The organism is Methanobacterium sp. (genome assembly GCA_030017655.1).
Lineage (GTDB): Archaea > Methanobacteriota > Methanobacteria > Methanobacteriales > Methanobacteriaceae > Methanobacterium_D.
The window spans coordinates 1-23,043 of record JASEIM010000023.1; the positions used below are offsets into that span (position 1 = coordinate 1).

The window sequence follows — 23,043 nt, forward strand, 5'->3', positions numbered from 1 at the left end:
GGTCTTGGAACCTTGTTAACAAGAATAACCAGGTCTTCATCGCTTTCATTGTACCAGCAATGTGGTATTTTTGCAGGGCTATCTATCAACGTATCTTTAGTCACTTCTTTTTTTTCATCACCAATTTCTACAATACCTTTACCTTCAAGAACATAGAAGAATACATCTACTGGTGTTATATGTCTTTTTAATGATTCTCCTGGTTTTAATGTCATATGGACTGCCATTGCATTTTCAGTATTGTATATTACACGTGTATCTACTCCATGGGGGTTTGAAGACAATTCAACATCTTTAATTTTTACTATTTTCATTTTATCACCTGAATTTTATTCCTTAATGCTAAATGAATAATCGATAGCATCTTTCGGGCATCTTTTTATGCATTCACAACATAATATACAGTTTGTATTATCCATAGTATTATAATTTACCATATTGCTAACATCTAATCCCATGGGGCATGCCTTATCACATACTTTGCAATCTGAACAATTATTTTGGTCACTTACTAAATGTAATGATGGTATTTTAATAATTCTTCCTAATTTAGAACCTATTATAAATAAAACCCCTACTGGACATAAATATCGGCAGTATGCTCTACTTCCCAATAAAGAAAATACACCAACTATTACAATGAAGAGTGATGCCATAATCAGTTTAATATTGCCTTCTGGAGCAAATAAGCTCACTTTATTCAATCCTCCAATCTTAAAGAGGGAAAAAGAAACCATTCCAATGAAAAATAGGAAAACAAGATATTTTAATTTATCTGCTTTTTTAGATTCAGGTTTCTTTTTTAATATATGGTGGCCTATAATTTCCTGCAATGCTCCATAGGGACATGTATATCCACAAGATGCAGATCTGCCTATAAATAATGATAAAATGAACCAGGCTGATACCAAAATCAAACTAGCTGTGATTATACCGTTACGAATGCCCCATCCCATCAAAACCTGCGAATAAAAATTAAATAATAATGGCAACATCATTACCAGCGCTATTAAAATATAGATTCGTAATCTAATTATTTGATTTTTCATTTAAATTACCTCTGCGCTAAATCATACGTTAAATTATCTTAAATGATCTTTAATTTCAAAATAACTGTGTTATGTTGATTTTTCGTATATTTTTTCTATTTAATAGATCAATATCCGTAATATTTAAATATTTTTTCACTAAATCAGTATAAAATGATAAAATAAGGAGGGATTTTTTATTTCAATAAAACAAGCCACAGTAAATGCATTGAAAATAATGGGACTTACAGAATACGAATCTAAAGCATATTTATCCTTAGCTTCTTTAATATCTGCCACAGCTTCAGAAATTAGTGATGCGTCTGGTATACCTCTTTCTAGAACATATGATGTGTTAAAAAGTCTACATAATAAAAATTTTATTGAGATTACCCGGGGTAAACCATTAAAATATACTGCGGTACCACCTCAAGATGTTTTTGAGAAATCAAGGGCAAAAATTAAAGAAGAACTGGATGAAGCCGAATCAGAAGTAAAAAATATTTATGAAAGTCAAATATCTAAGTCTCCAGCCCCTATATGGTTAATCTATGGGACAGATAAAATTGTAAAAAAAGAAATAGAGATTATTCGCCGTGCCAGGAGCTCATTACACATTGTAGAAGGATTCATGTTCCACGGGGAAGTTGAAAAATTAAATGATACTTTGAATAAATCATTAAAAAAAGGAGTTCAAACCAGAATAATAGCAGCACCCTACAGTATCACTGATGGAGAAAAAATAGACATCTCTTCGAATATTAATAAATTGGACTGTGAAATCAAGACCTTTCAAATACCTTTCATAAAGGCCATAATACGTGATAAAAAAGAAATGATGTTAATATTCTGTAAATTTAAAGACGAAACTGTAATATCCCAGACGGCAATAGGCGTATGGAACCAGTATACGGAATTTGTAGAAACAATAACTGATTTATATAATTTAGTATGGACAATGGGTCTGTTTAATAGAATAAGTTTGTAAAAGAGATATTGTGTTATAATATGGTAGTATGCCAGTTTTTGAGTGATATGGGGGATATAATATTTAAAAAATGAAAAATATTGAATATTAATCTATTAATTTAACTTACTTCTTGAAAACAAATCCTGTTAAAGTACCATCTATAACAAGATCAAAATTTACCTTATCAAGCCAGCCCGCTTCCCTGAACATGCCCATATAAGATAATCCAATAAGTTTTCCATCTTTTTTCAGTATCTTATCTATCATTTGATTTATTTCTTCAATTTTAACATTGGATTTTGGAATTGTTAACCCTCCAAGAAGTGCAACAACGTCTGCTTGAGGATCAGCAGGTTCAGATAACTGCATTCCCTCTGGGGTGATTTCAATCTTTTTAGCACTTTGAATGTCTGTCAATGGGATGAAAACAGATTCTTTATCTCTTATAGCATAGGCAAAAAGCTCGGCATAAGGAGTGCATACTCCAGGGGCTCCTGCAAATGTCACCTTTTTTGCATCTTTCACTTCTTCTTTGAATGCCATAAGATTTCCATTTATTCCTCTAAATTCCTTCATTTTTTCCATGATATCGGCTCCGCTAGTGGTTATTTTTCTTTAATGGATCGTTAATTAATGCGTAGGAAATAAGACCTATAGCCAGCACCATTATAACAATTTTATACATTGGTATCATATTTATCACATCTTTAGTTATCTAATCTGTATTTTTGAAGCTACAAGTCAAAAATATAAAAAATAAAAAAGAATACTTCTATTCTTTTAACATCTTCATTTTCTCTTTTGGAGTTAAATCTCCCACAATATCCTCTGGTAACCCGATTTTAAGGATTTTACCTCCTCTCATGAGGGCTGATCTATCACATACATCAAGTACAAAGTCCATATCGTGAGATATTATCAAAAAAGTCTGTTTAAGTTCTTCACGTGCTTTTCTTATTGAATCTGTTACCTGAACTCTTGTTATTGGGTCCATTGTACCTGTTGGCTCGTCAAGAATCACAACATTAGGTTCTTTAATCAAAACCTGAGCTAAAGCAACTCTATGGCGCTCACCACCACTTAGTTCATCAGGATATTTATCTAATAAGCTCATTGTGTAATCTTCATCAAATCCAACGGCTTTAAGCACGTATATTGACTTCATCTTTGCAAACTCAGCAGGGAGCTCCAGGCTTATTGCCTCAGTAAGATTACCAAGCACGTTTCTATGTGGATAGAGGCTGTATTCTTGGTGGAGTATTCCTAAATATGGCTTTACTCTCCCTCTTCCAAAGGGCCCTGATTCTGTCATATCAATCCATTCATCACCAAGTTTCATCTCTATTATGCCATTACTTGGTTCTGTTAATCCGTAAAGTATCCTTGAAAGGGTGGTTTTGCCGGCTCCGCTTAAACCGACTATTCCGAAGATTTCACCTTCCATGACATCGAGATTTACTCCATCTACAGCTTTAACCACTCCTCTTTCAATTGAATAATAGTGTTTTTTCACATTTTCAATCTTTATTATGGGATTATCAGCCACATCTATTTCCCTTTTCTCTGGTAATGGGACGTTATCAAGGAATTTCTGGACAACAGTTTCAGGATCTCCTTCATGAATTATTTCTCCCTTCTCAAGCCATATTACATAATCAGAAAGCTTTCTCATGACTTCTGGCCAGTGAGAAGTTATAACCATTGTGGTGCCCTTGTTTTTAACACCTTCAAGTAAGGTCTGGTGTAATAACTCGGCTGTTTGAGGATCTAAAGTACCTGTGGGTTCATCTGCAAGGAATATCATAGGTTCTTTACCCATCTGTCTTGCAAGTACCACTCTTTGCTTTTCTCCACCGCTTAGATCTCTTGCAATGTGAGTGATTCTGTGGGTCATCTGGGCCATTTCGAGAAGTTCAATAGCCATATAAGTGCTTTCTTCATCATCATAACCTTCAATGGCTTTTATAACATTATCTATTACAGTATCGTCCTCATAAAGGGCAAAAGTCCTCTGTAACATTATAGATATTCTACGTCTTATGGCTGCAAATGTCTGCCTATCACAATTCCAGAAGTCCACACTTCTTGCTTCGAAGTGTCCTCCACATTTACAAATTTCTTCTTTCATTGATTGTGGTTCAACTCTCAGGCATTCAGGACATATTGCAATGTTATAGAATATCTGACCTTCATCTGGTTCATATTCCTTCATTCCACGGAGCATGTTTATCAGAACAGACTTCCCTGATCCGCTTCTCCCGAGAATACCCAGAACTGTCCCTTCATTCACGGTCATACTTACATTTTTTAAGACATCCATGTCATTAAATCTTTTTGAAACATTTTTTATTTCTATAAAGGACATAAAATCACCAGTTAATGTTAATTTGCCCCACAAAGTGGTGTTTCGCATTCAGGGCATATTGTATTTTTACAAGGAACTGCTTGTGTTTTTGGGGATTCGTATCCGCAGTTTGGACATTTACAAACTCTTGGAGGGCCTACACCCATACCTCGACCGCCAAAAGACCTTCTTTGAAGGAGTGAATCTTCGTTTGAAAGTCCTTCATCTTCTACTTTGATGCCTATGTCGTCTGATTTACAATCAGGGCATTTATCATATTCTTTTTTAGGATTGATCCATTCAAATCCACAAATATTGCATTTATATCTTTTTTTGTCGGTTATGCTGTCCCCTCCTACGATCATTATCGTATTCCCCTCAACCAAGGCCCTTGATATCTTTTTTCTGGCAGAAGTTAATATTCGATGGAATGTAGGCTGTGAAACCCCCATTACCTCTGCAGACTTCTTCTGCTGAATATCATGATAATCTCTGAGTCTTATTGCCTCAAATTCATCTATTGTGATCTCAATTGGTTCAAGAGAATCTATATCCTCTCTTTCTGGTTTAAAACAGCGTATTTGTGGTTCTTTTGTTATTCTTCTAAATATTCGAGGTCTTGGCATGGGCGAATATATATTCAAAACTAAAATATAAATGTTTTTATTTATGATTGTGATGGAAATCCGCCGGATAATGAGGTTATTTCTTCCAATTTACCTTCAATGAAACGCTTTAAATTTTTCTCCACACTTCCGGACCTAGCTTTATAAACTTTAATACCTGCGTTTTTTAGGATGTGGAACGCAACAGGACCTAATTTTCCTGAAATTAAGACATTAACTTCATGATCAGCTATAAATTGTGCTGCAGTGTTTCCTGCTCCAAATTCGTTTTTTGCGGGATTTTCAATTACATTTATGCTTTTAATTTTATCTTTATCCAGATCAGCAATTATAAAAGCAGAACTTCTTCCAAAAATCTCACTTGCAGGAGAATCTAAGCTATAATTTACTGATCCAACGGCTATTTTCATATTTATCTCCTTTTATTTAATTAATTTAGATATTTTATTTATTCAACCAGCTTTACTCAATTTAGCTAGATTAAAACATTTATTTACGCATGTTGGATATTTATAATTTAATTTCAATCTGTTATGAATATATATTCAAAACGCAATATAAATTTTTTGAAAAATCATTTTATTTAAAATAAAAAGTTTGAATTCTAAAATAAATAGGAATTTAAGATAAATCAGTAATGAAAAGTCTTAAAAACAGTTATAAATCCCACTTTTCTTTCATACGCTCAAATGCCGTATCATAATCAGGAATATTGGTTTGGCATCCTTCAGCTTCTACTATAAAAGATGAGACTGCTGAGGCGAATTTTCCACAGAATTCAAGTTTTTCCCCATTTAAATAAGTATACAAGAAAGCTGCTCGATATGAATCTCCTGCGCCAGTCGGATCTACGGGTTCTCTGATAATAGCATCAATTTTCATCTTTTTATCGGAATATATTATACTTCCATCTTTACCATAAGTTTTAACAACTATTTCAGGGCCAATTTCCCTTAATTCATTAATATTAACATTCAATGTTTTTAATATCCGGTCAATTTCGAAGTGATTACCAAATAATATGTTAGAAACGCTTAAAGCTCTTTTAAGTTCCTCTGGAGAGTACATATGAAGATCCTGTCCTGGGTCGAAGGATATTAACTTTTCATAAGTACTGGCCATTTCTCCAGATCTTCTATTAAAACTCGGATCTCCTGTGGCTAAATGGACAGCATTTACTTTTTTAATGGCCTTTTCTGGTGGTTCTAATTCTTTAAAATAAGCTGCGGCTCCCCAGTAAAAATAACTTATCTGATCGTTATTGGAGTCTGTAAATACCCATGCCATTGGAGATTTTTCATTTTCGATTACAATCATGTTTTTTGTATCAATTCCCATTTTTTTAAGTTTAGCATGATAGAGTGAATCCTTGAAATCATTTCCAACAGCAGATACAAGCGCTGTTTTAAGCCCTAAATTGGCTGCAACCATTGCAACATTGGCTGCTGCTCCCCCATCGAAATTTTTTATTTGTTTAATTAATGTAGATGAGTTAGGGGATGGAAATTCTTTTACAAGAACTATAGAATCGAAAGCTGTATGACCAATAGCCAGTAAATCGGTTTTTTTAATCAGAGAATCACCAACCAGTTAATGAAATTATAATATTTAATTTTGTTTAACTTTAGACATTTTATTTTAAAACTATTTAAAATATTTGGAAAGTTATCAATGTCATTTATGATGTTATTTCAGTTCATAATCTGAAATAAATCCGGAAAATAACATTTATGAATAATAAAAATAAGGGTTAAAGATATATGGGCAGATTCATTTCACACTAAAAAAATTAAGTACTATAAATGAAATTTAATAGAATATAAGATCTATTCTTTCTCTCCTAATATATCCTTAGTACTTTTAGCCCTTACAGGCTCTATCTCTAATCCAGGATCTATTTCAATTTCCTTGGGGGGCTGTAATTTCTTAATGTCCTCTTGTAATTCGTAAATACCTTCAGGAACCCTGTTAAATAACCTGTTAAATAACCCAAGATTTTTTAAGGTATTTATTGCCTCTAAAGACATTGAAAGGTATTGTTCAAGTTTTCTTTTTTTAGATTCTAATTCAATAATTTCATTGTCCTTTTTATTGGTAACCTCTTGAAGATGTCTGTATTTATTTTCAAGTTTATTATATTCAATTTGAACATTATTGAGTTCATTAATACGAGATTGAAGTGTTAATATTTCTTTTTTATATTGGGATTCTAGACTGGATAGTTTATTATAAGAATCTTTTAGGTTGTTTAATTCATCTTTTTTATTCTTTATATCTTTCTTTAGATTACTGTTACCAATTTTATAGACTTCTATTTGTTTTTTAAGCTCTTCCTGCTCTTTAAGTTTTTCTTGCAGTGATTTATTTTCATTTTCTAAAGAGTTTTTTATTTTTATGTATTTTTCTTTGAATTTAGAGGCATTTTCTTCTGATTTATTAAATAAATTAGTTAATTCATCAATTCTCAAATTGTTTTCTTGTTCAATCTCATTTATCTTGGACTTATAAGATTCCTCAAGTTCATGCATTTTTTTGCGCATTTTTTGAATTTCAAGTTCTTTTTCACTTGTAAACTCATTTATTTTAGAAATGTTGATATTTTGAAGTTCTTTTAGTTCAGATTCATGTTTAAATTCAAGCTCTTCCAATACAGACCTCATTTTTTGAACTTCAAGCTCCTTCTCCTGCAGTTTAAGTTCTTTAAGCTTAATTTCTAATTCATTAGAATGGATTTTCGCATTTAGTTCTTTTGTTTTGTTTAATTCATTTTCAAATTCTTGTTTACCGATTATGATTACATCTTCTATGTTTTCAAAGTTTTTTTCGTCTATTTCGTCGCTTTCAATCTCTATAACATATTTATCATATTTTTTGAGCTTGCTTTTTAAAAAACCCATACTTATTCCCCATTAAATTTATTTAAATAGTTTATTAGTAGTAGACTTTTTATGTAATCAATGAGGATAATTTTTCATCTTACACTTTCAAATCCATTTTTTTCTACAATTTTTTGTCCTTTGTAAGTTAGTATAAATTCTAAAAATTTACTGATTCTGTTATCTTCTTTATTGCATATAACACTACTTATGATGTGTTGTGTATCATTTTTTAAAATGTCTGATCCTTCTACTAAACTGCTGCTAAGAAAAGTATAAAAATTAGGGTTGTTTCTAATGTATTTCAAGGCATCATATGGAGATCTAACTTCCTCTGATAATTTATATTGGATTTTATGATCATCCAAGGTATTCCAGGCAAGTCTTTGAGGTGAATCTATCACTTCAAGAAATTTTTTCCCTTCTAAATCTTTTAATTCAGATATTTCATGAGAATAGTTGGGATGGAGGACCAGATGATCGTAAGCAATGGGTATAAAATCTAAATTGTTAATAAATGCGTTTACAGGGTCATCCAGCGTTAAAATATCTACCATATCCAGCCCTGCAAGATAAAGAGCATTTTTATCCCCTGTTTTGTATACTACAAAATCTAACCCATATTCTATGGCCATTACCTCTAAAAGGCTTGAAGATATATATCCTCCACAAATAATGATTTTTTCACGATCTTTAAGCCGTTTCATATATTTTTCATGTCTTAAAAGGATTTTTTGGCCTTTATCAGTCAATAAAGATCCTGCACCTGTGGCAACAACAAGTTTATATCCAAGCTTTGATTCAGCTTCATTTATACGCCGATTTAGCACGGCATGTGATATTCCTAAAGCATCAGCTGCTTTCCGCTGAGAAAACGTCTTTGAAACTAATTTTAAGGCTTCAAAAAGTTTATAACTAAATATATAACCTTCTATTTCAAGACTTACTCTTGGATGGTAATCCATTTAAATCACAAATTTCAAATTAAGAGTTAGATACTATATATCTTGACATAAACGATATATATTAAATTAATTGTTATAGATAGAATATAGATATAGGATATCGTTGAGAGCGTCAGCCAGCAATAGGTGGAAAAAATGATTTTAAATGAAGCTATAGATGAAATGATAGACAATATAGAGCAGGTTTCTTCTGAAATTGACAGTGAAAGCATTATGAAAATGCTGGATATGCTGATAGAAGCAAAAAATGTTTTTATAATAGGACTTGGAAGATCAGGACTTGTTGCAAGGGCTTTTGCTATGAGATTAATGCACCTGGGAATAAGTGTTTATGTAGTTGGAGAAACCATCACACCAGCTATTTATGAGGACGACTGTTTACTCGCGATTTCAGGCTCGGGAGAGACTAGTTTTATTATAAGTACGGCTAAAACCAGCAAAAATAGAAATGCAAAAATAATTGCAGTCACATCTTATGAAGATTCAACTTTAGGAAAACTTTCTGATTTAGTTATACATGTTAAAGGCAGAACCAAAATAGATTCAGAAAAAGATTATATTAAAAGGCAAATTAATGGTAGACATCAGCCTTTAGCCCCGCTAGGTACATTATTTGAGATTACAACCCTTGTATTTCTTGAAGGGGTTATTGCAGAGTTAATGCATAAGATGGGAAAAACAGAAGATGATTTAAAGGCCAGACACACGGTTCTGGAGTGATTTTTAATGAATTATTCTTCTTTTAATTGAAAAATTGATCAAACTATTAAAAATCAAAGATTTTTAAAGCAACCAAAATTCTGTGATTTTGATACATCACAATCAGAGATTGTAAACGCCACCAAAATTCAATTTTTATAGGCTTTTTCTAAAGCCTGTGAGACAAAGTTTCACGGCCACAAAATTTATAATTTCGCCGGTTTGAAGGATTGGCATACTGTTCTTGAGTGATTCTCCTATTTTTTCTTTTATTTTCATCTTTAAGCTAAATACTCTTAGTATTAGTGTTTCTATATTTAAATTAGAATAAAATTTTGAAGTAGTAACATTAAACATAAATGATTTAAGATTAAATATATTTCTATGTCTAGGAATGGAAGAATTGCCATAATTATTTTAATAATTTTACTGGGTTTAACTTTCATTTATTTAATCTGGCCAGAAACTGAAGAAATTAAACCAAGGGAAGTTATCAGCGTTGTGAGTCTTCCAAAGGCAGAAATCACCACAAATGTCTCGGTTGAGGTTGCGATACAAAATAGACGTTCTATAAGACATTATACTACTGAACCTCTAAGTTTGCAGGATATATCACAGCTTATGTGGGCTGCACAGGGAATTACAGATCAGCAAACTAAATTCAGAACTGTGCCTTCTGGTGGACATACTTATCCGCTTGAAGTTTACATTTTAATAGGTAGAGAGGGAGTAACAGGGTTAAATGAAGGAGTATATCATTATAATCCCTTTAATAACACTTTGGAACAGATTTTAAGAACTGACGTACGTTCTGAATTATCTCAGGCTGCAAATGGGCAGCCATGGGTTAAAGAAGCCCCTGTAAATATTATAATCACTGGAAATTATCAGAAAATGATAAATAAATATAAAGATGAAAAATTAAGCACCCGTTTTGTGGATATTGAAGCAGGACACGCCGGGCAAAATATATATCTCGAAGTAGAAGCCAGAAATCTGGCAACAGTGGCTTTAGGCTCATTTAAAGATGATGTGGTTCATCAGGTATTGAATCTGCCAGATAATGAGAGAACTATTTACATATATCCTGTAGGTCATTCAGCGCTTTAGTAAAATATTAAACTCAGTTTAATATGAAACCCTTTCTGGATGGGTGTAAATATTAAATCTACCGCCCCTTACGAATCCAATTATTGTAACATTGGCTTCTTCACCCACCATGTATCCTGAAGAAGTGGGGGCAGATTTAGATGCAATGATGGGTATACCTACTCTTGCAACTTTTATTATCATATCTCCAGGCATTCTGCCACTTGAAAATAAGAAACTATTTTTAAAATCTATTTTATCTAATGCAGCAGCTCCAATAACTTTATCAATGGCAACATGTCTGCTTACATCTTCTGTTGTAATGATATTATCCTTATTTATTAAAGCAGCAATGTGGGTACCACCTGTTTCGCTCCATATCTTTGACTCTTCCCTTAATCTTTTTGAAGCTTTGAATATTTCTTCTTTAGTAATTTTAAAGTCTGATTCAACTTTTTTTGTTAGTTCAAGTTTTCCTCTCATACCTCCAAAGCAATCAGAACTCATCACAAGTTCTCTTCTTAAATCAAAATCAGCAAGATCAGTATTAACCTTAACTGTTCGACCTTCTATAGTTATATCAGTTATATCATCTGCAGAACTGATTAATCCTTCCCCCAGTAGATATCCTATAACAAATTCTTTTATATGTTCAGGGCTCATGGAAAAATTCCCAATAACGGTTTTATTTACTATAATCTTTATTTCTTCGTCGTTACTTATTTTTTCATCTATTTCAGTAGTTTCCTTACCCACTCGAACTGCTTTTATATTTTTGACCATTTCAGGCATGATATGACCCCAAATTGAATTGGTATAAATTTTTAAAGTGTTTTATTTTTAGTAAGATTAGAAAGGGTAAATAAATGTATTGAGAGTTTAGGGCAGGGTAATGGTTGTTGGGTAAATTCAAATTTTTTTGAGAATGAAATAAAAAGAATTTTTTAAGGTTTGTTTAAAAAAAGTATATTAAAGTTTGATTTCTCTTTATTTACCAGACATTGGAGTACGGGATCTATCTGAACCTTCTACAATGTCATTAACCCATGACATGGCTGCTGCAATGTTTGGATATCCTATGGTGTTTGTTATAATGAGTAGGGTATGATAAAGCTCTTCTGATGAAGCTCCATGTATCATTGCTCTTCTTGCATGGCTATGGACACCTCCTTCAGAGCGTATTGCAGCAGAAGCTGCAAGCTGTATAAGATGACATGTCTTTTCATCTAATGGACCTATTTCTTTTGCTATACGGCCTAATTCATCTAAAGCATCGCCGTATTCTTTAAATCGTTTGGTAATGCTTTTATAATTATCTGGTAATTCATGCATTTCTTCCATCTCACCCATATTACTCATCTCCTTAATAATTTTTATGTAATTAATAATATCTTTTTGATCAAATATATTTATCTAACGCTTTATTTTGATGAAATAAATTTTTTAAAAATAAGATTCATGATAATTTAAAAAGAATAGAACGATTTAAATTCTCTATTATACATTTTCTACTTAAACAATATAGAAATTAAATGTATCTATCCAATTTAACGAATTACCATTCTATCGGAGTACCTGGAAAAATAAGATAATCAAAATAAAATTCTAATGTCTACTTAATGTGATTCTTTTAAAATGCAATACTGTGGAGTGTATTGACACTTTTAATGGAAATAATTAATGAATGGTTTCTACACATTCTTTATAGTAGGGTTCTCTGTTTGATATAGCATCCAAAAATATTTTTTTGAGATATTCATCAGCATATCCAAGACGTATAGGTTCTAGAAGGTCAACTAAATTATCATTTCTAAGTAAACACGGCTTAATTTTTCCATCAGGGGTTATTCTGAGCCTTGTACAGTTTTTACAAAATTCGGTGTTATCCATGGGCTTTACAATCTCAATTTCTCCGCCTTCAAGGAAATATTTCTTCCTATCCTGCATAAATTGCCTTGTTTTAACATCATCAGCAATTTCATTAAGTTCATCTTCTAATCCACTCATCTCATAATGATATTCATCAAAAAATTCGGTATCAGGACATGTTTCTGTATTTAAAAGCTCTATAAGTTGTAAAATTGCATTATTTTCTTTACAAAAATGGAACATGTCCCATATTTCGCAGTGATTTATTCCTTTCATTACTACCATGTTTACTTTAACTGGATAAAGGCCTACTTCAGAAGCAGTTTTAATTCCTTCTTTAGCTTTTTCCAGGTAATCTTTTTTCGTTATAAAGCGATATGTTTCAGGATTTAGAGTATCAAAGCTTACATTAACTCGATTAAGTCCTGCTTGTTTTAGATCTTTGGCATATTTTCCAAGAAGAGTTCCATTTGTGGTTAAAGCAATATCTTTAAAGCCAACTGATGATATTTTCTTAACAATTTCTACAATATCGTCCCTTATTAACGGTTCTCCTCCAGAAAGTCTTATCTTCCGAACCCCAATATCTGCAGCAATTTTGGCTACTCTGTAGATTTCATCAGCTGTCATTTCATAGCTCTGGGGTATTATACCGTCATGATGGCAGTAAAAACATCTTACATTGCAGCGATTGGTTATTGAGATTCTCAGTGAAAATACTGGTCTTTCATATTTGTCCTTTGCAGTCATTTTTAATCAACGGTTTATTTTTATGCACTCAGTTTTAGAGAATTATGTTTCACTATTTAATATGTTTTTCCAATTGTGCTGCCTTTTATTAATAATTCAATTTTTTTATTTTCAAAATCCTTTAGTGCTTCTCCCCGCAGAGAGGATATCATTCCAAGTGTAGTATTTTGAACAAATGTCTGGACAAACGGGTTCATCGGAACTGGTTTACCATCTACTTTAAGCTCTATATCCTTCATTTTCTTCATTACACATATTTGTTCAGTTGTTTTTCCTTCTGCTACTGCCTTTGCCATGTCCTTGCAGCTTTCAAAACCACAATCCTTACAGTCCATATATGGCAATATACCATAGGCACGTTCTTCTATCAAATCTACAAGTTCTTTTAATCCTTTATCATCAATTTCTTTAGCATTAATTTTAGCTATAGTAAATTCATCCTCAAAGTCTGAAACTGATATTTTGGCATAGTTTGAATATTTTAAACCTTCAATTACCATATAATCAAGATTTAAAAGACATTCACTTCTGGTTAAGAGATTTTCAATGTCCAACTTTTGATTTATAAGGAAAAACGTTTCATCTGCCGAGCCAATTACAAGCTCTGCACCCGCTTCTTTGTGTTTCCATGTATCTCTTCCTTCAACATCAAAGCTTTTATGCATGTGCTTAATAGTTCCAACCTTGAATCCACGATTTACAAGTTCTTTAACAATTTTTACAACTAAAGTAGTTTTTCCAGTATCCTTTGTCCCTACAACACTAATAATTTTCATAATTAACACCTACAAAAAAGTAATTTACACATCTTAATTATATTTAATAGTTCTATTATATTATTATAAATTGACTATAAAATTTCTAAGATCAAGTAGGAATAATGGAATAACGCTCATTATAGATGTAATGGGCATTAAAACGGATATAATGTAATACATAAATGTAATACAATTTTACAAAAAAAACTCATAAATGACATATGTTTTCCTGTAATTTTTTAATCTAAAACCATTAGACACTATAGAAGCATATTATTTAAAAATTTAATGATTATATGGTGGAATTAATGATATCTTGAAATCTTATCTGGAATGGTAAGTTAAGTCATAGGTGGATCACAAAAATGTTCTTTAATGTTTTATTTTTATGAATTTACATTTCAACAAAGATTGATCAATTTAATGTTAATTTTCATGCTTAATTCAGTATTAAAGCATTTTAAGCTAAATTTTGTTCATTAGGGGTTGAAAAAGACTGATTTGGAGTATAATTTAATTCATATTTTTGAAATATCATTTTTTAAATATAATGAAATACAAAATTTAGTTAGTGGTGATATATTGAAAAAAGAGGAATGTAAATGCATAAGCTGTGAAGAGATATGCGAATATGTAGAAAAAGAAGTTAAACCTGGAGATATTATAAGATTATCCCTTGGAAGAGTTTATATTCCAGGAAAAGTCATTACAAATAACGAAGGCATTATTCAGCTTGAAGTACGGGGAGATACAATTAAAGGATTAACCTGTATAGACATGGAAAAATCAAAAGATTTTATCATTGAAATAGAGCATGAATGTGAAGATAAAAAGTGCACACTTGAAGCTAAAAATGAGTAATCAATTTAAAACTATTTTTTTATTATACTTTCTAAATTTTATTTGATAATCTTTGTAATAAATTACATATTTTTTGTAAATGTTGTTAACACACGTTGTAATTGTAATACAATATCACAGAACAAATGTGTGCTAAGTACACAGTATTATATAAAGTTTTCTATCTGATTTCAGTGAGAATCTATATATATAGAGATAAAGTAATGTGTAATCAATACACATGGTGAGTTCATGTCCAAACATATCGTCTCAGGGTTAAATTATCTGGCAGCTATAAATCTTCGCAAACAAGGATATCTTCAAAAAGAAATAGCTGAAGCTCTGGGAATGGATAGGTCAACAGTATCGCACTATATCAACGGTCGAAATATATCATGGGATTCCATTGAAATCGCTGAAGTAGTAAGTAAACTATGTCCAGAAGATTTTCTGAAACTGACATATGCACTAACTAAAGATACCAAAAAAACAAGAACAATCATTAAAACATTGTCAGAGTTTAAATTCAAGGCAATAGTGAAAGATAGCTGTATAGGATGTGGATTATGTGTAGATACATGCTTAATGAAAGCTGTAGAATTAAATAACCTCAAAGCACAGATAGACTCTAATTGGTGTTGTGGATGTCATATGTGTGAATCAAGGTGTCCAACCAACTCAATAGAAATTTTGGAGGTTTAAGAAAACCAAGGTTTCCGAACCACAAAATAATGAAAAACTAATTGAGGTTGAAGAAATCGAAGGTTTCTGAATCACAAAAATTTCAAATTTTTGGAGGTATAAAATGGTAGCAAACGAAAAAGCCACCGAAGACAAGAATATCTCTATTAAAAGGGAAGCAGCAGAGAAAAGAGAACTTTGCTTCGAAAATGAGACTTGTATTGGCTGTGGTATATGTGAACAAATTTGCCCTGTGGAAGCAATAGAACTTGGTCCAATGGGTGCAATAGTAAGAGGAGAAATTGATGCTTCAAAAATCAGTGTAGACGAAAACAAATGTGTACTCTGTGGTATGTGTAGTGTAGCATGCCCGGTTGAAGCAATAGATTTCACAATAGATGGTAAACCAATCAGCGAAATAGAAGAATATCCAAGATTAATCAGATCAATTACTCCTGAAGAGGAAAGTTGTGTTTACTGTGGAGCTTGTGATATAGCATGCCCACAGGGTGCAATAAGAGTTATGAGAGAACTACCTGAAAGGGCTAAACTTGTAACTGGTGAAATAGAAGTTGATAAAGATGCTTGTATCTCATGTGGAATGTGTGAAGACATGTGTCCAGCAGATGCAATATATCTTGAAGAAAACATTCCAACATCATCAAATCCAGAGATAGCAACAGATATAGTCGTAGATAAAGACAAATGTGTTTACTGCGGTATCTGTAAGCGAATATGCCCAGAAGATGCGATAAAAGTTATATGTAAAGTATGTCCTTACGGAGAATACGAAATTGAAGAAGCAGAAGTTAAAGGAGACTTAGTAGTCGACGAAGATTTATGTGTTAACTGCGGATGGTGCCAGGAAATATGTCCAAAAGACGTATTTGTAGTTGAAAAACCATTTGAAGGCGAATTAATCATAGATGAGGACGCTTGCCAGGGATGTGAAACATGTATCGATGTATGTCCATGCAATGTATTATCATTCCCAGAATCTTCTGAATCAGGTGAAATAGCACCAAAAATCCAGAAAGATGAAAAGTACTGTATATACTGTGGAGCATGCGAAAATGTATGTGCTACAAATGCTATTAAAGTCAAAAGGACAGGTGTAAACATAACACCAACCAAATCAAAAGCATGGAAAAAAGCAGTTGAATCACTTAAATTTTCAGATGAAGTAGCAGAAAGCAGCACTCAATCAGCGAAAGCTAAATCGGAGGGTAAATAGAATGGCATACCGACTAATAGTACACAGAGAACTTTGCCACGGATGTGGTAACTGCGTTGTAGCATGCCCTGTAAACGCATCTAAAAGTACAGAAATTGCAGGTGGGAAAGGCCCACAAGAAGATATTGGCCCATCAATAATAGTAGAAGATGGAGCTGTCCGAATTAATCAGCTTAAAGAATGCAAGAATTGTGCAACATGCATTAAAGCCTGTCCTGTAGGCGCCATAGAACTGGAGGAAGTATAATGAAAGTCATACTGAATACAGGAAGAACTGTCTGGCAGGGCCAGGCCATTGAATCAGGTAAAGATCTTCCAATGTATGTAAACTATGCAGCTATAGCCCATATGAATAAAGATATGATGGACGAATTAGGTGTAAAAGCAGGAAATAACATAAAAGTTGTTTCTGAATTTGGAGACGTAGTTGTTAAAGTTGTAGACACAAAAGAAACACTCCCTGAAGGAATGATATACATACCCATGGGTCCATGGGCAAACAGAGTTATAAGGCCTACAACTGACTGTACAGCAACACCAAGTTTCAAAAACATTCCTGTGGAAATCGAACCAACAGAAGAAGCAGTTTTAGACATGCCTACGTTAATGAAGGTATATAAGAAGGCACAGATGATTTAAAACCTCAAAGGAGGATTTTCATGCAAAAGATAATAAAAAACGGAATGGTTTATGATCCACTAAATAACATCGACGGAGAGAAGATGGACATCTGTATAGAGGATGGTAAAATAGTGGAAAGCGTCGCAAATGACGCAGAAGTTATAGACGCTTCTGGAAAAATTGTAATGGCTGGTGGGGTTGATCCTCACACACACATAGCTGGTGCAAAAGTAAACGTTGGAAGAATGTACCGGCCAGAAGACAGTAAAAGAGATGTCATGGCAAGAGGAGGAGGTATGAGGGCCGGTAGTGGTTTCTCAGTCCCATCAACATTCATGACAGGTTACAGATATGCTCAAATGGGTTATACAACAGCAATGGAAGCAGCAATGCCACCTTTACTTGCAAGACACACCCATGAAGAATTCCACGACATGCCAATTATCGACCATGCTGCTTACCCATTATTCGGTAACAACTGGTTCGTAATGAAATATCTAAAAGAAGGAGACTTAGATAAAACTGCAGCATACGCTGCATGGCTGTTAAGAGCCACAAAAGGATACGCAATAAAAATTGTGAACCCTGCAGGTACAGAAGCATGGGCATGGGGAGGAAATGTACACGGAATCAACGACCCGGTACCATACTTTGATGTGACAGGTGCAGACATAATAAAAGGACTTGCTGAAGTAAACGAAATGCTTGGACTTCCACATGCAATACACTTACACTGTAACGACCTGGGGCATCCAGGAAACTATGAAACAACAATTGCATCATTTGATGTGCCTAAAAACATAGTACCAAAACCAAAATACGGAGACAGGGACAAAATCCTGTATGCAACACACGTTCAGTTCCACTGCTACGGGGGAACTAACTGGAGAGACTTCGTATCCGCAGCCCCTAAAGTTGCAGACTACATAAACAAAAGTGATCACCTCGTTGTAGACATAGGTCAAGTAACTCTTGATGAAACAACCACAATGACAGCAGACGGTCCAATGGAATATGATTTACACTCATTAAACGGTCTTAAATGGGCTAACTGTGATGTTGAAATGGAAACCGGTTCTGGTGTAGTTCCATTTATATACGCAGCTAAAGCTCCTGTTCCAGCATCTCAATGGGGAGTAGGTATGGAACTGTTCCTTGAAATAAAAGACCCAACCAAGATATGTCTAACCACAGACAGTCCTAATGCAGGACCATTCACCAGATATCCAAGAGTTATGGCATGGTTAATGAGTAACAAGTACAGAATGAACTTAATTGAAAATGAACTCCACAAATGGGCACAGACCAAGACAACTGTAGCCACATTAGACCGTGAATACTCATTATACGAAATAGCTCAGGTTACAAGAGCCACTTCAGCTAAAGTGCTCGGTTTAAGTGATACCAAGGGACATCTTGGAGTTGGCGCAGATGCTGATATCGCAGTATATGATATCAACCCAGAAACACAGGATCTATCTGCAGAATATATGGCGGTTGAAAAAGCATTTTCAAACGCTGCTTACGTGCTTAAAGATGGAGAAATTGTGGTCTTAGATGGTACTATGGTTAAACCAGACCTTTATGGAAGAACTTACTGGATAAATACCCAATTCAAACCTGAAGTAGAACAGGAAGTATTGGTCGATGTGGAAAAATGGTTCAAACAATACTATTCAGTCAACTTCGAAAATTATCCAGTACAGGAAGATTATATCCCAAGATCTGTACCACTACTTGGAGATTCAGTACCTGAAGAAATTTCAGGAAAAGAACCAGCTGCTGAAGGTGCATCTAAATGAGCGAAATAATATTAAAACCAAAAGAACAGCCTCAAGTACCTCTGGAGGCAGAAAACATAAGTCCTGACGCATTTGCAGGTAAAAACATTGATGAAATCAAAAATATAGAAATCTGGCATGGTAACAAACAAGTAACTCTATCTGACTTCTTTGATGTAGAAGGTGAACCATCAGATGATGCATCAGATATCAAAATAATAATCGATGGAGATGTAAGCAACACCAAGAGAATAGGACACGGCATGACTGCTGGCGAAATTATCATCAAAGGTGACACCAGCATGTACGTCGGTTCCGAAATGAACGGTGGAAAAATCACTGTTGAAGGAAACGCAGGCCCATGGGCAGGAAGAGACATGAAAGGTGGAGAACTCACTATAATGGGTGACGCCGGAGATTACGTAGGTTCATCATACCGTGGTGACTGGAGAGGAATGAGTGGAGGAGTACTCACAGTTTACGGTAATGCAGGCAACGAAATAGCTGAATACATGCTCGGAGGAAAGCTCATAGTCAAAGGTGATGTCAGAATCATGCCTGGAGTACACATGAATGGCGGAACATTGATTATTGAAGGTAACGTTATAGCCAGAACCGGCGGAGAGATGAAGGGCGGTACCATCATAGTTAAAGGAGTAATCGATGAATTCCTACCAGGGTTCGAATTCCTTGGAGTTGAAAAAGGCATAGAAGTCGATGGAGAAACATTTGAAGGTAATTTCTTCAAATTTAAAGGAGATAATGCAACTAAAGGAGCAGGCGGAATCATATACGCCGCAACTAAAGGAAATGCGCATATCGCTCCTTAAGATTACCGGATACAGGAGGAATAGTTGTGGAACTAGTTAAAAATGTTGTGTGTCCATTTTGCGGAACCTTATGTGACGATATCGTCTGTAAAGTAGAAGATAACGAAATTGTAGGCACTATAAACGCATGTAGGATCGGACACTCTAAATTTGTGCACGCTGAAGGTGCAATGAGATGGAAAAAGCCAATGATAAGGCAAGATGGCGAATTTGTAGAAACAACTTACGATGATGCAATAGAAAAAGCTGCTCATGTACTTGCAGATTCAAAAAGGCCATTAATGTACGGATGGAGCTGTACAGACTGTGATGCACAGGCAGTAGGTGTAGAACTTGCTGAAGAAACCGGTGCTGTAATCGATAACACAGCATCTGTATGCCACGGACCATCAGTACTTGCTCTTCAAGACGTTGGATACCCAATATGTACATTTGGGGAAGTTAAAAACCGTGCTGATGTAGTAGTATATTGGGGATGTAACCCAATGCACGCACACCCAAGACACCTTTCAAGAAATGTTTTTTCAAGAGGTTTCTTCAGGGAAAGAGGAAGAGCAGACAGAACACTTATTGTAGTAGACCCAAGAAAGTCAGATTCAGCAAAATTAGCTGATATACACTTACAGTTAGATTTCGACAAGGATTATGAACTTGTAGATGCTATAAGAACTGTAGTACGTGGTAAGGATATCTTATACGATGAAGTAGCAGGAATTCCAAGAGAACAGATATACGAAGTAGCCGACGTTCTTAAAAACGCTCAGTTTGGTATCCTCTTCTTCGGAATGGGTATAACCCACAGCCGAGGAAAACACAGGAACATAGACACTGCTATATGTTTAACTCAGGAATTAAATGACTACTCAAAATGGACTCTAATTCCAATGAGAGGCCACTACAACGTAACAGGATTCAACCAGGTATGTACATGGGAAAGTGGATACCCATACTGTGTTGATTTCTCAACAGGTGAACCAAGATACAATCCTGGTGAAACAGGAGCTAACGACCTGCTTCAAAACAAGGAAGCCGACGCAATGATGGTAATTGCATCAGACCCTGGTGCTCACTTCCCGCAAAATGCGCTTAAGAGAATGGCAGAGATTCCTGTTATTGCAATTGAACCTCACAGGACTCCAACCACTGAAATGGCTGATATAATAATTCCACCAGCTATTATAGGTATGGAAGCTGAAGGAACTGCATATAGGATGGAAGGTGTGCCTATAAGGATGAGAAAAGTCGTTGATTCAGACCTTTTAACCGATAAACAGATTCTTGAAAGAATTAGAGATAAAGTAAAAGAAATACACGCATCTAAATAAATTTAAGCCCATTTGGGCTTAAAATTTCTATTTTTTTTAAAATTCAATATTAATTCAATTTCGCTTAATTGCATTCATTTTTTCATCAACAAAAAGAATACATTTCCCATTAATGGGACATGGCTTCACAGACTTATTTTCATCATTAAATACTACACCCTCAGTTACTAACCGGCCGTCAAGAGTATATATTGCATCAATACCTGCTTCAATCAATTTTTCAACAGGCTGAGGTCCTAATAGCTCTCTGATATCATCTTTAAGCAAAAATCTACCGTCATTCCCGGCGAAAGCTAATCCAAGCCCCGCCATAGATCCTATAACTCCATCTTCTGTTCCGCCAAGGCCTTCAAGGCGAATATTCAAATTTTTTGCCAGAGTTCTTGCCTTTTCCTGGGTTAAAACAGTATCTTTTGCATCTTTAGCATATGCAATGAGTGACGGTAAAATCTGGCTTTCATGAGCCACTGAAAGCCCTGGATCGCTTCCTTCAATAAAATCATCATATATTTCCTTTTTAGCGATCTCAAAAATAGTATCGATCTGTTCTTTATCATCACTTTCCACATGAATAACTGCACAGCTATTATGGGATGTAAATGGGATATCTGGATGTACATAAAGTTGATGCCTTGTTACGCCAAGCACTGTATATTTTTTAGATAGTTCTGCTGCAATAGCACGGGCAAGTCTTCCTGTACCACGTGAGTTTAAGTTATCAGTATCGTCAACGCATACATAAATCATTTTAAGCCTCTGCTAATTTTGAACCATTATCAATTTTCCTGTTTTTGGGTCTTTATAAACTGTTCCCATTTCAGTATAGCCCTCTCCTGTTCCAGAAGATGTTAAAGGAGTTTCATTAATTTCTTTACCCATCTGAACTTCTGCAACCTGTTTCATGGCTTGCATAGTTTCCTGACGTTCCTGGGGCGTCATATCATTGAAAAGAACATTTTGCATGTTCCATGATAAAACAAGAAAAATAAGGAAGCCCACAGAGAGAACCAGCATTGCATCTACCAGGTTTGCTGAACCAGCCATGGGATCTTCATCGCTTGCATCATTAAATAATCTGCGTTTATGTTTTCGGAGCATTTTTCATCACCTCAAGAACAGATTCTGCAAGAGCTTCTAAATTAGATATCTGCTCCTCATACCATCTTCTTCGAACCTTTGAAATCACATATGCGACTCCTCCAGCAGCAAGCCCTACAACTGTAGTATCAAATGCTATTATTATTGCATCAGCAAGCCCTTGTATGTCACCAGCACCTAAAGCGGCTAATCCCGGACCCATAGGGATTAAGGTACCCATAAGGCCTAATGTAGGCCCTAATCTGGTTACAATATCGGTTTTTTCAATGCGTTTAGCTGCTTTAAGCTCTTCATTTTCAATTAACTTCCGGGTTAATGCTTCTCTGGATGTTGGACCTATTTTATGGCTGTTTGCCAAGTCTATAAGAATATTTTTATGTTCTCGGGATAAGTCACTGGATTCTACCATCCTTATTATTTCTTCAGAGGTGCCGGGATTTGATACAGATAGTATCATAGCTTCAATTTGCTTAACGTTAATTTTGTTTCTGTGATAGAATTCGTATAAAAGACTTCCAAATGTAATGATGGCATATCCCATAAAGAGTAAAAGACCAATAATTACTGGAATTAGAAGACCCTGTGAAATTGCATGTAATATATCACTTAATGCTCCATTGATTAATTCTGCCGCCATTGAACCACCAATAATAAAGAAA

27 protein-coding genes are annotated in these 23,043 nt (G+C 34.4%); 11 read left to right on the forward strand and 16 right to left on the reverse strand.

Annotated elements, in window-relative coordinates; genetic code table 11:
• Nucleotides 1-314: cupin domain-containing protein (locus QMD61_09430; protein ID MDI6724850.1), on the reverse strand; the 314-nt coding region annotated here is incomplete at its 3' end.
• 15 nt (nt 315-329) lie between these two features.
• Nucleotides 330-956, reverse strand: a complete 627-nt coding sequence (locus tag QMD61_09435) for a 4Fe-4S binding protein (protein ID MDI6724851.1) — start codon at nt 954-956, stop codon at nt 330-332.
• Between the two features lie 310 nt (nt 957-1,266).
• On the opposite strand from QMD61_09435, the gene QMD61_09440 reads away from it, so the two are divergent.
• Nucleotides 1,267-2,016, forward strand: a complete 750-nt coding sequence (locus tag QMD61_09440) for a helix-turn-helix domain-containing protein (GenBank protein MDI6724852.1) — start codon at nt 1,267-1,269, stop codon at nt 2,014-2,016.
• A gap of 105 nt (nt 2,017-2,121) precedes the next feature.
• On the opposite strand, the gene QMD61_09445 is transcribed toward QMD61_09440, so the two are convergent.
• The 7 genes from QMD61_09445 to QMD61_09475 form a co-directional block, all read right to left on the reverse strand.
• Nucleotides 2,122-2,583, reverse strand: a complete 462-nt coding sequence (locus QMD61_09445) for a DUF2124 domain-containing protein (protein ID MDI6724853.1) — start codon at nt 2,581-2,583, stop codon at nt 2,122-2,124.
• A gap of 187 nt (nt 2,584-2,770) precedes the next feature.
• Nucleotides 2,771-4,363: a methyl coenzyme M reductase system, component A2 gene (gene atwA / locus QMD61_09450; GenBank protein MDI6724854.1), complete on the reverse strand. Its 1,593-nt coding sequence runs from the start codon at nt 4,361-4,363 to the stop codon at nt 2,771-2,773.
• Nucleotides 4,364-4,380: 17 nt separating this feature from the next.
• A complete protein-coding gene (locus QMD61_09455; GenBank protein MDI6724855.1) occupies nt 4,381-4,968 on the reverse strand; it encodes a DUF134 domain-containing protein in 588 nt (195 codons plus the stop codon).
• 41 nt (nt 4,969-5,009) lie between these two features.
• Nucleotides 5,010-5,378 carry a NifB/NifX family molybdenum-iron cluster-binding protein gene (locus QMD61_09460; protein MDI6724856.1) on the reverse strand — a complete coding sequence of 123 codons (369 nt, stop codon included), beginning with the start codon at nt 5,376-5,378 and terminating at the stop codon, nt 5,010-5,012.
• 247 nt (nt 5,379-5,625) lie between these two features.
• On the reverse strand, nt 5,626-6,543 hold the full coding sequence (locus QMD61_09465; GenBank protein ID MDI6724857.1) for a carbohydrate kinase family protein: 918 nt from the start codon (nt 6,541-6,543) through the stop codon (nt 5,626-5,628).
• 251 nt (nt 6,544-6,794) lie between these two features.
• Nucleotides 6,795-7,865: a hypothetical protein gene (locus QMD61_09470; protein ID MDI6724858.1), complete on the reverse strand. Its 1,071-nt coding sequence runs from the start codon at nt 7,863-7,865 to the stop codon at nt 6,795-6,797.
• A gap of 74 nt (nt 7,866-7,939) precedes the next feature.
• Nucleotides 7,940-8,809 carry a LysR family transcriptional regulator gene (locus tag QMD61_09475; GenBank protein MDI6724859.1) on the reverse strand — a complete coding sequence of 290 codons (870 nt, stop codon included), beginning with the start codon at nt 8,807-8,809 and terminating at the stop codon, nt 7,940-7,942.
• 135 nt (nt 8,810-8,944) lie between these two features.
• Here QMD61_09475 and hxlB point away from each other — a divergent pair, with 135 nt between their 5' ends.
• Together hxlB and QMD61_09485 are read left to right on the forward strand one after the other, a co-directional pair.
• Entirely contained in the window at nt 8,945-9,529 is a 585-nt protein-coding gene (gene hxlB, locus QMD61_09480; protein MDI6724860.1) for a 6-phospho-3-hexuloisomerase, read from the forward strand.
• Between the two features lie 363 nt (nt 9,530-9,892).
• Entirely contained in the window at nt 9,893-10,618 is a 726-nt protein-coding gene (locus tag QMD61_09485) for a SagB/ThcOx family dehydrogenase (protein MDI6724861.1), read from the forward strand.
• An 18-nt stretch (nt 10,619-10,636) separates the two neighbouring features.
• On the opposite strand, the gene fdhD is transcribed toward QMD61_09485, so the two are convergent.
• The 4 genes from fdhD to mobB all read right to left on the reverse strand — a co-directional run bounded on the left by fdhD (nt 10,637) and on the right by mobB (nt 13,992).
• Nucleotides 10,637-11,389: a formate dehydrogenase accessory sulfurtransferase FdhD gene (gene fdhD, locus QMD61_09490; GenBank protein ID MDI6724862.1), complete on the reverse strand. Its 753-nt coding sequence runs from the start codon at nt 11,387-11,389 to the stop codon at nt 10,637-10,639.
• A 195-nt stretch (nt 11,390-11,584) separates the two neighbouring features.
• Nucleotides 11,585-11,947 carry a carboxymuconolactone decarboxylase family protein gene (locus QMD61_09495; GenBank protein MDI6724863.1) on the reverse strand — a complete coding sequence of 121 codons (363 nt, stop codon included), beginning with the start codon at nt 11,945-11,947 and terminating at the stop codon, nt 11,585-11,587.
• 327 nt (nt 11,948-12,274) lie between these two features.
• Nucleotides 12,275-13,216 (reverse strand): GTP 3',8-cyclase MoaA, encoded by a 942-nt coding sequence (gene moaA, locus QMD61_09500; GenBank protein MDI6724864.1) that lies wholly within the window; start codon nt 13,214-13,216, stop codon nt 12,275-12,277.
• Nucleotides 13,217-13,272: 56 nt separating this feature from the next.
• Nucleotides 13,273-13,992 carry a molybdopterin-guanine dinucleotide biosynthesis protein B gene (gene mobB / locus QMD61_09505; protein ID MDI6724865.1) on the reverse strand — a complete coding sequence of 240 codons (720 nt, stop codon included), beginning with the start codon at nt 13,990-13,992 and terminating at the stop codon, nt 13,273-13,275.
• Nucleotides 13,993-14,556: 564 nt separating this feature from the next.
• On the opposite strand from mobB, the gene QMD61_09510 reads away from it, so the two are divergent.
• From QMD61_09510 to QMD61_09545, 8 genes are all read left to right on the forward strand, one after another.
• Nucleotides 14,557-14,835 carry a DUF2097 family protein gene (locus tag QMD61_09510; protein MDI6724866.1) on the forward strand — a complete coding sequence of 93 codons (279 nt, stop codon included), beginning with the start codon at nt 14,557-14,559 and terminating at the stop codon, nt 14,833-14,835.
• A 231-nt stretch (nt 14,836-15,066) separates the two neighbouring features.
• Nucleotides 15,067-15,516, forward strand: a complete 450-nt coding sequence (locus QMD61_09515) for a 4Fe-4S binding protein (GenBank protein MDI6724867.1) — start codon at nt 15,067-15,069, stop codon at nt 15,514-15,516.
• Nucleotides 15,517-15,619: 103 nt separating this feature from the next.
• Nucleotides 15,620-16,729, forward strand: a complete 1,110-nt coding sequence (locus QMD61_09520; GenBank protein MDI6724868.1) for a 4Fe-4S binding protein — start codon at nt 15,620-15,622, stop codon at nt 16,727-16,729.
• Between the two features lies 1 nt (nt 16,730).
• Nucleotides 16,731-16,976 (forward strand): 4Fe-4S binding protein, encoded by a 246-nt coding sequence (locus tag QMD61_09525; GenBank protein ID MDI6724869.1) that lies wholly within the window; start codon nt 16,731-16,733, stop codon nt 16,974-16,976.
• The gene (locus QMD61_09530) at nt 16,976-17,368 is read left to right on the forward strand and encodes a molybdopterin dinucleotide binding domain-containing protein (GenBank protein ID MDI6724870.1); all 393 of its coding nucleotides are present in this window, start codon (nt 16,976-16,978) and stop codon (nt 17,366-17,368) included. Before QMD61_09525 ends, QMD61_09530 begins: the two co-directional genes overlap by 1 nt.
• A 20-nt stretch (nt 17,369-17,388) precedes the next feature.
• Nucleotides 17,389-19,152, forward strand: coding sequence for a formylmethanofuran dehydrogenase subunit A (locus tag QMD61_09535; GenBank protein ID MDI6724871.1), 1,764 nt, complete (start codon nt 17,389-17,391; stop codon nt 19,150-19,152).
• Complete coding sequence (locus QMD61_09540) at nt 19,149-19,961, forward strand: formylmethanofuran dehydrogenase subunit C (GenBank protein ID MDI6724872.1); 813 nt, start codon at nt 19,149-19,151, stop codon at nt 19,959-19,961. Before QMD61_09535 ends, QMD61_09540 begins: the two co-directional genes overlap by 4 nt.
• Nucleotides 19,962-19,987: 26 nt before the next feature.
• Nucleotides 19,988-21,286, forward strand: coding sequence for a formylmethanofuran dehydrogenase subunit B (locus QMD61_09545; protein ID MDI6724873.1), 1,299 nt, complete (start codon nt 19,988-19,990; stop codon nt 21,284-21,286).
• A 54-nt stretch (nt 21,287-21,340) separates the two neighbouring features.
• Here the strand turns inward: QMD61_09545 and QMD61_09550 are convergent, their stop codons facing one another.
• Genes QMD61_09550 through QMD61_09560 form a run of 3 tightly spaced genes read right to left on the reverse strand, consistent with a single transcriptional unit; the run spans nt 21,341 to nt 23,021 of the window.
• Nucleotides 21,341-22,033, reverse strand: coding sequence for an ABC transporter substrate-binding protein (locus QMD61_09550; GenBank protein ID MDI6724874.1), 693 nt, complete (start codon nt 22,031-22,033; stop codon nt 21,341-21,343).
• 12 nt (nt 22,034-22,045) lie between these two features.
• The gene (locus QMD61_09555) at nt 22,046-22,384 is read right to left on the reverse strand and encodes a DUF2149 domain-containing protein (protein ID MDI6724875.1); all 339 of its coding nucleotides are present in this window, start codon (nt 22,382-22,384) and stop codon (nt 22,046-22,048) included.
• Nucleotides 22,368-23,021: a MotA/TolQ/ExbB proton channel family protein gene (locus QMD61_09560; GenBank protein MDI6724876.1), complete on the reverse strand. Its 654-nt coding sequence runs from the start codon at nt 23,019-23,021 to the stop codon at nt 22,368-22,370. The genes QMD61_09555 and QMD61_09560 overlap by 17 nt, the downstream gene beginning before the upstream one ends.
• Nucleotides 23,022-23,043: the final 22 nt, after the last annotated feature.